Origin of the sequence: Actinomadura sp. 6K520 (assembly GCF_004349245.1) — a bacterium.
Taxonomy (GTDB): domain Bacteria; phylum Actinomycetota; class Actinomycetes; order Streptosporangiales; family Streptosporangiaceae; genus Spirillospora.
The window spans coordinates 53,304-67,860 of sequence record NZ_SMLC01000009.1 but is presented as its reverse complement, the minus strand read 5'-3'; the positions used below and the strand labels follow the sequence as shown (position 1 = coordinate 67,860).

The following is a 14,557-nucleotide window of genomic DNA, read 5'->3' as shown; positions in this document are numbered from 1 at the left end:
TTCTCGATGCCGGTAACCGCGGTGCAAACAGAATGCGCCTCTAGAAAGATTCTCACGTTCCGGTGTTCTGTTCGGTTTCGTGTAGGCGGGCGCGGAGGAGTTCACCTTCCGTGAGGCCGAGAGAGTCGAAGATCCGCACAGCAGCTTGCCAGCACTCTCGGGCGGCATCACTGCCCTGGACGTGCAGCAATGCCGAGCCCAGGTCCCGCAGGGCCGTCGCCGTCTCGTACGGGAGGCCGATCTCGGTGCTGAGGTCGCGGGCCTGGCGGAGATGGTCGACGGCGGCAGGGTAGCGACCGGATGCGGTAAGGGTTTCGCCCAGGTGGCGGAGTGCGAGTGCCTCCTCGTAACGTTCGCCTATCGACCGGGAAATGGTCAGGGCACGTTCGTGATGGACCAATGCCTCGGCGTATCGTCCGGTACTGTGAAATACGGCACCGATGCCGATCAGTGTCTCCACTTGGTTGCGGCGATCGCCTAATTCCACTGCTATGGCCAGGGCCTTGCGGTAATTCGCCAGTGCCGTCTCGCCCGCGCCGGTGCGGCGCTGGATGTTGGCCCTGTTGATGAGGGAGATCGCCTCGTGCTGGCGGTTGAGACCGGTCGGGCCGGTGGTCCGCTCGTAGTACGCCAGTGCCCTGTCCAAGTCGCCCATGCGAATCATCAGGTCGCCCATGTTGTTGAGCGCCATCCTCCGGCCGTCCGGGTCGTCGATCTCGGTGAAGATCGCGAGGGCGTCCAGGCGGAGGCGTTCGGCCTCGCGGTAGTGGCCGGTGAACTCCAGGAAGATCGCGGTGTGGTCGAGGCTCTTGGCCTCGCCGTGCCGGTCTCCCAGGGCGCGCCGGATGTCGAGCGCTTCCCGGCAGCACGCGAGCGCCGCGGAAAAGCGGGACCGATGCCAATGGATAAGGCTTGTGTGCCCGAGAATATCCGCCTCCGCCCGGCGGTCGCCGATGGATCGGTAGATCGCCAGTGCCTTTTCCGCATCGTCCATCGCCGCGTCGTACTCACCGCCGCGGAAACGAATGTGGCTGAGGTCGGCCAGTGCGCGTGCGGTGCCCGCCCGGTCGTCGGAATTCCGCAGCGCCTCGACCGCGCGGGTGTGCAGCCGCGTTGCCGCTTCCCAGTGGCCGCGCGACTCCAGGTGCCCGGCGAGCACGCGGGCGAACCGGGCGACGCGTTCCGGAGAGCCGATCCGGTCCGCCTCGGCGGCGGCGTTCAGCAGGCAGTCGTGCTCGGCCGTGAACCACTCGGCGGCGGCCGCAGCGTCCGGTAGCGGGGGCAGGCCCGGCGGGGGGTGGATGATCCGGACTCCCGCCGGCCGCCGGTGCGGGAACAGCCGCCGGTCCGCGCGGTCCGCGGCCGCGAGGTAGAAGTCCAGGATCCGGTGGACGGCCCGGCGCCGCTCCTCCTCGGTGTCACTCTCACGGGCGAGGCGGTCGGCGTAGTCGCGCACGAGGTCGTGGAAGCGGTAGCGGCCCCGGGCAGGCTCGGTGATCAGGTGCCGGTCGAGCAGGTCCTCAAGGATCCGCTCGGCGTCCCGCACCGGGCACGCCAGGGCCGCGGCCGCCGCGTCGGCCGTCAAGTCGGGGCCGAGGTGCAGGCCGAACGCGCGGAACGCGTCCCGCAGCGGGGATGGGAGCGCGCGGTAGGAGTCCTCGAACACGGTGGTGATCTCGCGGTCCTCGTCGCGCAGCTCGTCCAGCCGCCGGTCGTCGGCGGTCAGCCGGGCCAGCAGGTCGCGGGTGTCCCAGGCGCGCCGGTGGCGCAGCCGGCTCGCCGCCATGCTCACCGCGAGCGGCAGCCGCCCGCAGCGCTCCACCACCGCGGCGACGTCGGCGCCCGCCGCCGCGCGACCGGCGCCCGCGATGCCGCTGAACAGGGCCATCGCGTCCCGGATGGGCAGGATCTCCAGCGACAGCGGCCAGGCGTCGTGCAGCCCGGTCAGCCGGCGGCGGCTCGTCACGATCACCAGGCAGCCGGGGGACGCCGGGAGCAGCGGCTCGACCTGGTCGCGTCCGGCGGCGTCGTCCAGCACGATGATCGCGCGGCCGCCCGCCAGCTCGGACCGCCACAGCGCGGCGCGCTCGTCCAGCGCCCGCGGCACCCGCGTCACCGGAACGCCGATCATGCGGAGCAGCGTGTCGAGCGCGTCCGCCGGGTCGACGGGCCTCCGCCGGGCGTCGTGCGCGTGCAGCTCCAGGTACATGGTCCCGTCGGGGTAGTGCTCGGCCAGCCGGTGCGCCAGGTGGACGGCGAGTGCCGACTTCCCGACCCCGGCCATGCCGTCGATCGCTATGACGGGCATGGCGGAACCTGCCTGGGGGCTGGTGATGCCCGGCACCGTGTCCATGAGCTGCCGTATCTCGTCGTCGCGGCCAACGAACACCCGCGCGCGGTGCGGCAGGGTTTGCGGGCGCCGGTCCACGCTCAGCTGGGTGCCAGGGACGCGGAGCAGATCCGGGTCGCCTTGCAGGACCTGCTGCTGGAGCCGCCGCAGCCCCGGGCCGGGGTCGGTTCCGAGTTCCGCCGCGAAAAGGTCGTGTGCGCGCCGGTAGACCTCCAGTGCCTCGGCCTGCCGCCCGCAGCGGTAGAGCGCCTTCATGAGCCGTTCGACGGGCCGCTCGTCCAGCGGATGGTGTTCGGTGATGTCTGATAACTCGCGGAGGACGTCGGCGTGGTTGCCGCGCTTCAACTCCAGGTCGATGCGCGCGAACGCGGCGGACAGAAGTTCCTGCTCCAGATTGTGCCGGGTGCGTTCGGCCCAGCCGCCGGACAGGTCGGCGAGAGGTTCGGCCCGGCACAACTCCGCGGCCTGCCGGTGGTGGTCGAGGGCGTATTCGTCGTCGCCGCTCTCGGCGATCGCCCGGGCCTGGTCGCGCAGCCGGCGGAACCGGTAGAGGTCGACCGATTCATCGTCGACGTCGAGCAAATAAGACCCCTGCCGGGAGATGAGCGCGGCGCCTTCCGCGTCCTCCAGCCTGTGGCGCAGCCGCGTAACGTATACCTGCAGGCCCTGGCGGGCCTTGGCCGGCGGGTCGCGGTCCCATACCCGGCGGATGATGGTCTCGGTGGGCACCGGCTGCCGGACGCTGAGGAGCAGGACTGCCAGCACGCAGCGTTCCTTGGGTGTTCCGAGGTCGCGCCGACGGCCGTTCACCCACAGCTCGACGGGCCCTATGACGCGGAACTCCACCGGTTCCCCTTTGTGGAAATCTCCTCCTGTGCCGATTTTGGCATCGCTTGTACCGAATGGCCAGAGTGTGGCCGCGTTTCACGTTGCCGCACCGGAACCCCACTACTTACCGAGTCAGGACGATTGCAAGTTTTCGTCAAGGTCGTCGATCGACACTCGAATCCGGAGGGCAGGTCATTTCGATCTGCGACGGAGGAACGGATGGGAGCATCCGAGGCTGAAGGAGGTTCGTTGACGGGGATGACCGGCTTCGTATGGCGTCGGGCCCTGAGCGGGTTCGACCCCGGCTGGTGGGGACGGCTGGGGGACCGGCGCACTGTGCTGGTTGTGGTGGGCTCGCCCGTACCGGGGCAGCCCGCACTGGACGTGGCGCGGCTCGCGGGGACCGACCCGCGGCTGCGTGTGCTCTTCGCGGCGGCGCCTGGGCCGTCCTCGGCCGCCGTGGAGGTGATGCTCCGGGACGCGGGCGCGGCACCGCTGCGCTGGTCCGAACTCGCGGACGGTGATGTCGGCCTGGTCGTCACCGCCCACCGGATCCCCCCGCGTCCGCCGGGCGCGCCGCTCATCGCCCTGCCGGGCACTATTCCGGCGGCGGTCGCACACCGGCCGGCGCCGACGGTGTTCACCTACGCCCACCACCTGGACCGTCCACCGGACGCCCGGCCCGGCGGGGCGGTCGTGGTCGGCGACTCCGACCACGACCGCTTGGTCGCGAGCCTGCCGCTGCGCGACTTCTACAGGCGCGCACTGGGCGTTGCCGGGCGCGGGCTCGTTGCGGTGGCCCTGCCCGCGGCCGGAACCGGCCCGTGCACCCGCTGCCGGTCGCTGGACGTCGTGCGGCGCCTGCTGGCCGAACTGCCGCCCGACCTGTACCAGGTTCTCGCCCTTCCCGAGCCGGGCGCGGACCGCTGCCCGGGTGGGCCGGGCCTCGCCGGCTTGCTGCGGGACGGCCTGGGACTCATGCCGCCCGAAGCGGACTGGCGCGCCGCCCTCGTCGCCGCGGACTGGATCCTCGGGCCCCCGGGCCCGGTGACGAGGTTAGGGACGCTCACCGGGGCCCCGGTGCTCGTCACCGGCCCTCCGGCCGGAGACGCGCTGCGCCTCTGCGCCGTCCGGCTCGCGGCGCACCGGCCCGTCCGCTCCCAGCTGGCCGAGGCGGCGGCGCGGTGGCGGCCGGAGCGGGTCCGGCCGGTCGTCGAGCGGATCACGTCCGAGCCCGGGCGGTTCGACCGCAACATGCGCAGCCTGATGTACGGGCTGCTGCGGCTGCCGCAGCCCGCCACGATCCCGGTGGCGGACCCGGTCTCGCCGCCCTTCCGCATCGGCTGCCGGGACGGGGAGCCGCTCTGCGCCGTCCCCCAGGGAGGCTGAGATGGACGCTGCGGTGGACGCGTGGGTGCCGGGCCCGTTCGGCCTGGACGCCCTGAAGGGCTCGACGGTGCGGGCGCGGCGGGCGGTCCTCGCCGTCGCGCACCACGTGACGGCGGCGACCCGGCTCGCCGACGTGATGCCGCTGCTGGAGACGGACCTGCGGGTCGCGGTCGCGTACACGGCCGCGCCGGCGTCGGCCAACACCGGCGGCCTGGACGCGCATCTGCGGGACCTCGGCGGGCTGGTGCTGCCCTGGCGGCAGGCGATCAGCACCAGGTGGGACCTCGTCGTGGCGGCGGGGCACGGAATGCTGGAGAAGCTGCACGGACCGGTCATGACCGTGTCGCACGGCATCGGTCCCGGCAAACTCCTCCCTCGGTACGGCGGCTCCGGGCCGACGGCCGCGCGTCCGGTGAGCGGCCTGATCAGGGAGCGGCTCGTCGTCGGCGGGCGGGTCGTGCCGTCGTCGATCGTCCTGGCGCACGACCGGCATCTGGAGATGCTCAGACGCGAGTGCCCGGAGGCGCGCCCGGTGGCCTTCGCCGGCGGCGACCCGTGCCTGGACCGGCTGGTCGCGAGCCTGCCGTATCGGAACTTCTACCGCCGCGAGCTCGGTGTGCGGCCCGGCAGGCGGCTCGTGTTCGTCAGCTCCACCTGGAACGAGGACTCGTTGCTCGGCCGCTATCCCGACCTGCTGCTGAGGGTCGCGTCCGCGCTATCGCGCGACAGGTACCAGATAGTCGCCGCGCTGCACCCGAACGTGTGGTCCTTCCACGGAAAGCGCCAGGTGCTGGCCTGGAACGCGGAATGCCGTCGGCTCGGTGTCCGGCTGTTCCCTCCGGAGGAGGGCTGGCGGGCCGGCCTGGTCGCCGCCGACGTGCTGCTGGGCGACCACGGGTCGGTGACATGCTACGGCGCCGCGATCGGGGTGCCGGTGCTGCTCGGCACCTTCCCGGAGGACGCCGTGGCGCCCGGGAGCCATGTCGCCGGGCTCGGCGCGTTCGCGCCGCGTGTCGACTGGGACCGGCCGCTGGCCCCGCAACTGGAGGAGGCGGCGCACGCCTTCCCCGGACGGGTCCATGCCGCGATGCGGGACGCCATCAGCTCCCGGCCGGGCGAGGCGGCCCACCTCATCCGCGGGGAGATGTACCGGCTGCTGCGGCTGCGCGACCGGGACCGCCCGCCGGACGTCGAACCCGTCCCGCTCCCGCTCACCGCCTTCCCGAGGGCGGCGTGATGGGCACGCTGGTAAGGGTCTGGGACGACCTGCCGGGACCGGTGCGCGTGCTCATCGGCGGGCGGACGCTCACGCTGCGGCGCTCGCCCTCCGGCGGCTCCGGCCCGCCGCCCTGCGACGAGCACCTCGTCGCCGGGCCGGAGGGCGCCTCGCGGGCCTGGCTGGCGTGCGCGGACGTGATCGTCAGCCGTGCCGGGGATCCGGCCCGGCTCCTGGCGGCCTACCCGGGCTGCCTCGTTGCGGTGGCCGTCACCCGGCGGGGCTGCCTGGTGGCGGCCGGCGGCCTGGAGGCGCGGCTCGACCCGGTCCTCGGCGGCGCGTGCGCGGCCGGCGACGCGGCCCTGTACGCGTCCGCCCTCCATGCCTGGGTGGTGGCGGGCGGGTCGCCGGACGCGCCGGCCCGGCTCACGCTCGTCCGCGGGAACACGGTCACGATGGTCAGGATCCGGGATCGCCGGGCGACGCGTCCGGGAGTTCGGCGAGTCGCGCTGTGACCCGCGCGGCCTGCGGCGAGCCCAGCTCGGTGTAGATGGCGAGCGCCCGTTCCAGCAGCGGGCGCTCGTCCGGGTCGCCGCGGTGCCGCGCGACCCGGGCCAGCTCGCGCAGCGTGTCGGCCTCCACGTGCGGTGCGTCCATCTCACGTGCCACGCCATGCGCCTCGCGGAGGGCGGCGGCGGCCTCGTCCGGGCGTCCGGCCCGCAGCCGGGCCTGGCCGAGGCACGTGAGCGTCCGCGCCCGGTGGTAGGGCTCGTCCAGGTGCGTGAACACCTCCAGCGCGCCGGTCAGGGTCTCCTCGGCCTCGGTGTGCCGGCCGGTCAGGCTGAGCGCCTCGCCGATGTGCCGATCCATCAGCGCGATCCCGCGCGGACGTCCGAGATCGGCGTGCACATCCCGTGCCCGGCCGAACAGCTCGGTCGCTCGGGACGGGTCACCGGTGGCGAGCGCCACCACGCCGAGTCCTTCGAGCGCCGACGCCTCCCCGAGCCGGTGGCCGGCCCGCCGCTCCAGGGTGAGGGCGGTCTCATAGTGGCCGGTCGCCGTGTCGTGGTCCTGGAGGTTCAGGCGGATGATCCCGAGCCCCTCCAGCATCCGCGCCTGGGCCTTGAGATCGCCGGAGGACTCGGCGGCGGCGAGCCCCAGCTCGTACATCCGGATCCATGACGGGTAGTGCCTGCGTTGCAGGAACAGCGGCCACATGGCCTCGGAGAGCTGCCAGGTGACGGCGTGGAGTCCGTTCTCGTGTGCTTGCCGCGCGACCGCCTCCAGGTTCGGCCGTTCCCGGTCGAGCCACTCCAGCGCGGCCGGGCGGGACGCGAACAGGTCGCCTGGCGGCGCCGCGTACCGTTCGCCGAGATGCCATCGTCCCGGCATCAGGGTGAGGTCGGCGGCGACGGCGGTCGTCAGATACCAGCCGGCGAGCCGCGCGAACGCGGTCTCGCGGTCGGGCACCGGAGACGCCGCGAGGGACGCGGCCCGCGCGTGCAGGCGGACCAGATCGTGGAAGGCGTACCGGTCGCCGGGGACTTCGAGAAGCAGGCTGGCGTCCACCAGGCCGTCCAGGAGTTCCGCGGCGTGCTCCTCGTCCGTCCCGATGAGGGCCGCCGCCGCGGCGACGCAGAGATCGGGCCCCGGATGGACGCCGAGCAGGCGGTACGCCGTCGCGTGCTCCTCGTCGAGCGCCAGGTAGGAGGTGTTGAAGACGGCGCTCACCGAGATGTCGCCCTCACCGGTGCGCAACGCGGAGAGCCGCCGCGCCTCGTCGCTGAGTTCGGCCACCGCGCGGGCGATCGGCCAGCGCCGCCGCGCGGCCAGCCGGGCGCCGGACGCGCAGACGGCCAGCGGCAGGGTGCCGCAGAGCTCGACCAGCGATCGGGCATGGTCGCGTTCGGCTCCGATCCGGTCCGCTCCGATCAGGTGCTCCAGCAGTTCCAGCGCCCCCCGCTCGCCGAGCGGATCGACGTCCAGGAACCGCGCGCCGTCCACCACGAGCCCGGTCAGCCGGTGGCGCGAGGTGACCAAGACCAGCGATGCTCCGGCGCCGGGCAGCAGCGGGCGGACCTGCGCGGCAGAGACGGCGTTGTCGAGCATGACGACGAGGCGGTGCCCGGTGGTCATGGACCTGAACAGCGCGGACTGCTCGTCGATGCGGGCCGGGATGCTCTCCGGTGCCGTGCCGAGGGCCCGTAGGAAGCGCTCCAGCGGCTCGTCGGGCGGGAGCGGCTCGGCTCCGGAGAAGCCGCGCAGGTCGATGAACAGCTGCCCTTCGTAGCGTTCCTTGATCCCGTGCAGGTATTGCAATGCCAGCGTGGTCTTGCCGACGCCGCCGGGACCGGTGAGGACCACGAGCCCCGGTTGTTCCGCGAGCGCGCCCAGCTGCCGCAGCTCGCTGTGCCGATTGGCGAACAGTCCGGGTGGCGGCAGCTGGGCGGGGGAGGGAAGCTGCGGCGCGGCGGGCGCGGTGATGTGCACCCCGCCGGCGATGGACCGGGCCTGGACGCTGGAGCCGGCTATCCTCCCCGTCAGCTCGTTGGTCCACCGGTCCCGTTCGTCGGGAGACTGCACGTTCTATCCATTCCATTGGCTCGGTGGCGTGTCGATCGCCCGCTTTACCGTTAACGTACCTGGACGTCCGTTTTGAGGGTACCGGCGAGTAGTATTTTGCATTTGAGTCAGGTCTTAAGGGGGTGCCGGAGAATGGCGGTTGCCCCCGCGGCTCGATTCCGCATGGCGGATGACATCGGGTTCGGGGTGGGGGCGCGCAAGCTCCAGGAACCGGGCGCAGCGCGACGCCGCCGCGGTGGGCGGCGTTGTCGAAAGTCCGCAACGGCCAGGCGGGTCGTTGCGTTCAGCTCCGTGACCTGCAGTGAGATGCGCACGCCGTCAATGTGCACGCCGCAATGTGCACATCGGCTGACGCGGGGCGGGTTCGGGTCAGGCTTCGGCGGTGTCGGTGAGGCCGTACTGGTCCTGGTCGCAGGGGCGGGGGGACTCGGGGCCGTCGCGGCCGAGGCGGAGCATCCGGCAGACGCGGACGGTGCGGAACTCGCGGCCGCGGACGGTGATCCGGTGGCCGGTCGACGCCCTGATCTCGTCGGCGAGCGCCGTCCACTCGGCGAGTTCGGCGGGGGTGGCGGGGTCGCCCTGGAACTCGCGGAGCCGGGGGAGCAGGCCGGTGAAGTGCCGGGCCAGCCGGTCGCGGGCCTGGTCCGGGTCGTCCCCGCCGGTGAGGGGCGCCCAGGAGTCGCCGTCGACCTCCACGACGACGAAGGTGGGCGGGAGCAGCACGACCCCGGGATGCGCCTGGATCGCGTGGCGGGCCTCGGTGCGGATCATGTCCGGGACGGTGCCGGCGACGGGCAGCCGCGCGACGAGGTTCAGGCGGAGCTGCGCCTCCCACTGGCCGCACGGGGCGGGCGGGTCGATCGGATGGCCGCGCAGCAGCCCGTCGCCGGCGAGGTCGGCGTCGGTGGCCCTGGGCGGCTCCATGACCCGGTCGCCGATCAGGATGAACTTCTCGACGCGGATGATCCGGTACCTGCGGTCGCCGATCTCCCATTCGTCCTTGGGGAGCTGCGCGCCCTCCTCGGGGTCGAGCCTGGCGGCCGCCGCCAGCATCGCCTCGGCGGTGCGGGGGTCCCGCTCGTCGGCCGCCGCCGTCCGCAGATCCATGGCCAGGCCGTACCGGGCGGCGGACGGATCATCGGAACCGAGGCATCCGATTCGCCACTCTTTTCCTTTTTGCACCGCATGGCCGAAAGAGGGGGACCCGGCGGGCAGGATCTTGGGATAGCGGAGAATTCGCTCGCCGAGTTCCCTGTCGCGCACCGCCGCGACCGGGTCGAGGTCGGCGACCACGTTGATGTGGTCGAACCCGTGCATCAGCGGGAAGGTCATCCCCGCATCCTGGCCGCCCGGCGCGCATTCCCGCACGGGTTTCGCGATTTCGACCGCGGGCTCGCGGCAATTAACCGGAAAAAGAATTTCTGTGCAACGTCCAGCGGGTTAGCGCGGTTCCGTTGACTCGGACGATTCGGATTTTCCGGGTGGCTCGGATCCCTTGGACGGGGATTCCTCCTCCTCCGCGGCCTCGCCGTCGCCGGAGCGGTCGAACCAGGCGGGCACCTCGCTCTCCTGGTCGAAGCCGCGTGCCACGATGACGTCGGTGGACGAGTGCGCCAGGATCGAGAGGGCGATCGTCACCGCGACCAGATGGAAGATCTCGTCGGCGGCCGAGATGCCCGATTTCAGGACGATGAGGCCGTACACCACCGAGGCGAACCCCTTGGGCCCGAACCACATCACCGCGGTCTGCTCGCGGACGGTCAGCTTCGACCGCAGGAACGACACCCAGATCGCCACCGGCCGCGCGACGACGAGGGCCAGCACGGCGAACACCCAGCCCGACCAGCCGACGTCGCCGAGGAACGTCGGCGACAGCAGCGCCCCGAACACCAGCAGCGCGGCGAGCTTGAGCAACTCGGCGACCAGCTCGCCGAACTCCTCGAACGACTCCTTGTACTGGTCGCCGACCGTCGCCACGGTGACACCGGCGGCGAACGCGGCCAGGAACAGGTTGCCGTGCGTGGCCTGCGCCAGCGCGAGCACCAGCAGCCCGATCGCGACGGCGTTCAGCGGCTTGTACTTGGGCGAGACCGCGAACAGCCGGGTGCGCTCCAGCGCGAGCGCGGCCAGCGGAACCAGCACGCCGATGGCGATCCCGACCGCCAGTTCGCTGGCGAGCGCGCCGATGTGCAGATCCTCCGAGCCCTGGGCGATCGCCAGGAACACGATGACGAACGGCAGAATGAGCCCGTCGTTGATGCCGGACTCCACGTTCAGCAGGTGCCGCAGTCGCGGCGGCACCTTCTCGTTGCCGACCAGCGCCGCCGCGAACACCGGGTCGGTCGGGGTCAGCACCGCCGCGATCAGCAGCGACTCGATCCAGCCGAGCCCCACCACGTAGTGCGCGAGCGCCGCCGTGATGAGGAGGGTCAGCGGCAGGCCCCAGCCCAGCGCCCGTCCCGGCAGCCGCCAGGCGCTGCGCACTTCTTTCCAGCCCGCGTGCATGCCGTCGGTGAAGAGGACCGCGAACAGCGCCAGCTCGGCGAGCGTGTTGACGATCTCGTCGTCCGGGCTGAGCGTGATGACGTCGCCCACGCCGTCACCGAGCAGGAAGCCGCCCACCAGGAAGAGCGCCGCGGTCGACAGGACGGTGCGGTGGGCCAGGCTCGACACCAGCACCGCCAGCAGCAGCATGGCGGCGAAGACCAGGAGGAGGTTCGTCATCACCGGGATCTTTCAGTAATCGACGGACGTTCATGCCGACCGGTTCCCCGGCGCATCGGCCCACGACTTTAACGGGCGCGATTCCCGCGACATAACTCCGGGTTCGTCCGTTCACCGGCCCGCATGGGCGGTCGGCGGCACGAGCGTCAGCGAGGTCCGGACCGGGGGCCCCGCTGCCACGCGGGGCGTGTGCCGCTGAGATGCCTGGCGGTGTTGACGAGGCCGACGTGGGAGTACGCCTGCGGGGTGTTCCCGACCTGCCGCCCGGCAGCGGTGTCGTACTCCTCGCTGAGCAGGCCCACGTCGTTGCGCAGGTCCAGCAGGCGCTCGAACAGCTCGGTGGCCTGCTCGGTCCGGCCGATGCCGTGCAGGGCGTCCGCGAACCAGAACGTGCAGGCCAGGAACGCTCCCTCGGCACCGGGAAGACCGTCGACGCCTCCGTCGGCCTCCGTGTCGTAGCGCAGCACGAAGCCGTCCCGGTACAGCTCCCGCCGCACGGCGTCGACGGTGCCGACCACGCGCGGGTCGTCCCAGGGCAGGAAGCCGACCTGCGGGATGAGCAGCAGCGCCGCGTCCACCCCGCGGGATCCGTAGAACTGGGTGAACGTGCCGCGGTCCGCGTCGTAGCCGTGCTCGCACACGTCGGCGTGGATCCGTTCCGACAGCGCCCTCCACCGGTCGGCGGGCCCGTCCAGCCCGAACCGCTCCACGGCCCGGACGGCACTTTTCGCCCCGGCCCACGCGAGCACCTTGGAGTGCACGAAGTGGCGGCGGGGACCCCGCACCTCCCACAGGCTGTTGTCGGGGTCGCTCCAGTGCCCCTCCAGGAAGTCCATCAGGGCGCGCTGGACGTCCCAGGCGTCGTCGTCCGCCTCGATGCCGGCCAGCCGTGCCAGGTGCAGCCCTTCGAGCACCTCTCCCCAGGTGTCGAGCTGGAACTGCCCGGACGCGGCGTTGCCGATCCGGACCGGCGACGACCCCTCGTAGCCCGCCAGCCAGTCCACCGTGAACTCGGGGAGCCGCCGCGTCCCGTCGATGCCGTACATGATCTGCAGGGAGGAGGGATCGCCGGCGACGGCGCGCAGCAGCCACTCCCGCCACGCCTTCGCCTCGGCGGCGAACCCGGTGCCGAGCAGCGCCTGCAGCGTGAACGTCGCGTCGCGCAGCCAGCAGAACCGGTAGTCCCAGTTGCGCGAGCCGCCGAGCCGCTCCGGCAGGGACGTGGTGGCGGCGGCGACGATGCCGCCGGTCGGGGCGTAGGTGAGCGCCTTCAGCGTGATCAGCGACCGGCGGACGGCCGCGTTCCACCGCCCCTCGTAGTCGCAGCCGCGCATCCACTCCGACCAGAACAGCTCCGTGTCCCTCAGGGCCCGCTCCGCCTCGACCGCCTTGGGACGCGGTTCGTGCGACGGCTTGTACGTCAGGACGAACGGGACCCGGTCCCCGGCGGACACCGTGAAGTCGCCGTACGTGGTCAGGTCCCGCCCGTGCAGTTCGACGGGCGTGTTCAGCCATGCGGCGTCCGGCCCCGCGATCGCGTTCCGCTCACCGTCCCGGTGCCGCACCCACGGCACGATGCGCCCGTAGTCGAAACGCAGCCGCAGCGCCATGCGCATCGGCACCCGCCCGCCGAGGCCCTCCACGATCCGGACGACGTCGGCGGCCTCCCCGCGCGGCGGCATGAAGTCGATGAGCCGGACGGCGCCCTCCGGCGTCTCCCACTCCGACTCCAGGACCAGCGTGTCCTCCCGGTACCGGCGCCGCGTGCACGTCCCGCCCGACGCGGGCGCCAGCCGCCAGAACCCGGCGTGCTCGTCACCGAGCAGCGACGCGAAGCACGCCGGGGAGTCGAAGCGCGGCAGGCACAGCCAGTCGATCGATCCGTCGCGCCCCACGAGCGCCGCCGTCTGCGTGTCCCCGAGCAGCCCGTAGTCCTCGATTCGCAGCGCCAACCCGACCCCTTGCACGTCGCCGTCGTTCCGGCTGCACGTACCCGTGGGAGCGGATCTACGCCTTGCCCGTGCGGCTTGTGGAACGGAAGCCGGCACGGCGACCTGGGAGCTGCCGCCGTGCCGGCCGTCCGTGGGGGGCGGGGATCAGGGGGTGCTGCAGGCGAGCGCCGGGTCGGAGACGTCGCCGTCCGGTGCGCTCGCCGTGAATCCGAACGAGGCGGACGCGCCCGCCGCCAGGTTCGAGTTCCAGCCGACCGGCTTGACCGTGACGACGTTGCCGTCCCTGGTCGGGGTCCCGTTCCAGAGGGCCTGGACGTCCTGGCCGGAGTTCATGGTCAGCACGGCCGTCCAGGAGCTGACCGCGCTGCTGCCGGCGGTGATGGTGACCTGGCCGTTGAAGCCGTCGTTCCACTGCGAGGTGCGGGTGTAGGTGCAGGTGACGCTGCCGTCACCGGGGTCTCCCGGGTCGCCCGGGTCGCCGGGGTCGCCGCCGAGGGCTTCGAGTGTCGCGTCGTACGCGGGCTTCTTGTTGTAGTTGTCGTCGAACAGCAGGGCCGCGCCCTCGCCCTCGAACACGTCGGGGACCCAGGAGTACTTGTCGGTCACGCCCCAGACGGTGATGCCCTTGCAGGCCGAGACCGCCAGGCACGCGGAGGTCACCGCGCGGTAGTCGCTCGCCTGCTGAGCCAGCTTCTGGCTGTCCGGCGGGGTCTGCATCCGGATGTCGAGCTCGGTGATGTAGACGTTCACGCCCAGGTCGGCGAAGCGCTGGATGTTGGCCTGGATGTCACCGGGGATGCTGCCCACGATCAGGTGCGCCTGGAGGCCGACGCAGTCGATCGGGACGCCGCGGCGCTTGAAGTCCTGGACCATGGCGTAGACGGCGTCGCTCTTCGCGTTGCGTCCGTCGATGTTGTAGTCGTTGTAGCAGAGCTCGGCGCCCGGGTCGGCCGCACGCGCCGCCCGGAAGGCCTCCTCGATGTAGCCGTCGCCGATGACGCGCTGGAAGACCGTGTCCCGCCGCGCGCCCGAGCCGTCCTGGAACGCCTCGTTGACGACGTCCCAGTACTCGATGTCGCCCCGGAAGTGGCCGGCGACGTTCGAGATGTGGTTGCGCATGACGTCCAGCAGCTCGGTACGCGAGGAGATGCCCTCGACCCAGTCCGGCAGCTGGCTGTGCCACACGAGGGTGTGGCCGCGCACCGCCATGCCCTGGGACTGCGCGTGGCTGACGAGCTGGTCGGCCGCGCCGTAGTTGAACGAGTCGCGGGACGGCTCGGTCGTCTCCCACTTCATCTCGTTCTCCGGCGTGAGCTGGTTGAACTCACGGTTGAGCGTGTTGACGTAGGCGGACTCGCCCATGTGGCTCTGCGCGGCGGCGGTGCCGAAGACGCGGCCGGTGGCGGCGGCCGCCTCCTTCAGCGTGCTCGCCGCCGAGGCGGGCGGCGCGCCGGCCACCAGGACGGCCAGGAGCAGTGTCGCCGCTCCGAGCACCGCGGTGAGGGCTCTTCTCAT

Annotated in this window: 9 protein-coding genes; 3 read left to right on the top strand and 6 right to left on the bottom strand. The window is 72.1% G+C overall.

Translation table 11 applies throughout. The features are described 5' to 3' along the window. Positions 1-52: 52 nt before the first annotated feature. Positions 53-3,196, bottom strand: a complete 3,144-nt coding sequence (locus tag E1289_RS04715) for a tetratricopeptide repeat protein (protein ID WP_131975630.1) — start codon at positions 3,194-3,196, stop codon at positions 53-55. 231 nt (positions 3,197-3,427) lie between these two features. On the opposite strand from E1289_RS04715, the gene E1289_RS04710 reads away from it, so the two are divergent. From E1289_RS04710 to E1289_RS04700, 3 genes are read left to right on the top strand one after another with little or no spacing between them, the layout of a single operon-like run. After that, a complete protein-coding gene (locus tag E1289_RS04710; protein ID WP_165970340.1) occupies positions 3,428-4,567 on the top strand; it encodes a hypothetical protein in 1,140 nt (379 codons plus the stop codon). A 1-nt stretch (position 4,568) separates the two neighbouring features. After that, positions 4,569-5,804: a hypothetical protein gene (locus E1289_RS04705; protein ID WP_131975626.1), complete on the top strand. Its 1,236-nt coding sequence runs from the start codon at positions 4,569-4,571 to the stop codon at positions 5,802-5,804. Continuing rightward, entirely contained in the window at positions 5,804-6,298 is a 495-nt protein-coding gene (locus E1289_RS04700) for a hypothetical protein (protein WP_131975624.1), read from the top strand. The genes E1289_RS04705 and E1289_RS04700 overlap by 1 nt, the downstream gene beginning before the upstream one ends. On the opposite strand, the gene E1289_RS04695 is transcribed toward E1289_RS04700, so the two are convergent. From E1289_RS04695 to E1289_RS04675, 5 genes are all read right to left on the bottom strand, one after another. Beyond that, the gene (locus E1289_RS04695) at positions 6,243-8,366 is read right to left on the bottom strand and encodes a tetratricopeptide repeat protein (protein WP_131975622.1); all 2,124 of its coding nucleotides are present in this window, start codon (positions 8,364-8,366) and stop codon (positions 6,243-6,245) included. The two genes, E1289_RS04700 and E1289_RS04695, sit on opposite strands and share 56 nt — an antisense overlap. Positions 8,367-8,735: 369 nt before the next feature. Beyond that, positions 8,736-9,698: a DUF5954 family protein gene (locus tag E1289_RS04690; RefSeq protein WP_131975620.1), complete on the bottom strand. Its 963-nt coding sequence runs from the start codon at positions 9,696-9,698 to the stop codon at positions 8,736-8,738. A 108-nt stretch (positions 9,699-9,806) separates the two neighbouring features. Further along, positions 9,807-11,090, bottom strand: coding sequence for a cation:proton antiporter (locus E1289_RS04685; RefSeq protein ID WP_131975618.1), 1,284 nt, complete (start codon positions 11,088-11,090; stop codon positions 9,807-9,809). Positions 11,091-11,236: 146 nt separating this feature from the next. Beyond that, a complete protein-coding gene (locus E1289_RS04680; RefSeq protein WP_131975616.1) occupies positions 11,237-13,042 on the bottom strand; it encodes a glycoside hydrolase family 15 protein in 1,806 nt (601 codons plus the stop codon). 144 nt (positions 13,043-13,186) lie between these two features. Beyond that, positions 13,187-14,557, bottom strand: a complete 1,371-nt coding sequence (locus E1289_RS04675; protein WP_131975614.1) for an endo-1,4-beta-xylanase — start codon at positions 14,555-14,557, stop codon at positions 13,187-13,189.

Bases quoted from the DNA above. Each gene is read 5' to 3' on its own strand.
- E1289_RS04705 (WP_131975626.1), top strand. From the start codon at position 4,569: ATGGACGCTGCGGTGGACGCGTGGGTGCCGGGCCCGTTCGGCCTGGAC.
- E1289_RS04690 (WP_131975620.1), bottom strand. From the start codon at position 9,698: ATGACCTTCCCGCTGATGCACGGGTTCGACCACATCAACGTGGTCGCC.
- E1289_RS04700 (WP_131975624.1), top strand. From the start codon at position 5,804: ATGGGCACGCTGGTAAGGGTCTGGGACGACCTGCCGGGACCGGTGCGC.
- E1289_RS04685 (WP_131975618.1), bottom strand. From the start codon at position 11,090: ATGACGAACCTCCTCCTGGTCTTCGCCGCCATGCTGCTGCTGGCGGTG.
- E1289_RS04675 (WP_131975614.1), bottom strand. From the start codon at position 14,557: ATGAGAAGAGCCCTCACCGCGGTGCTCGGAGCGGCGACACTGCTCCTG.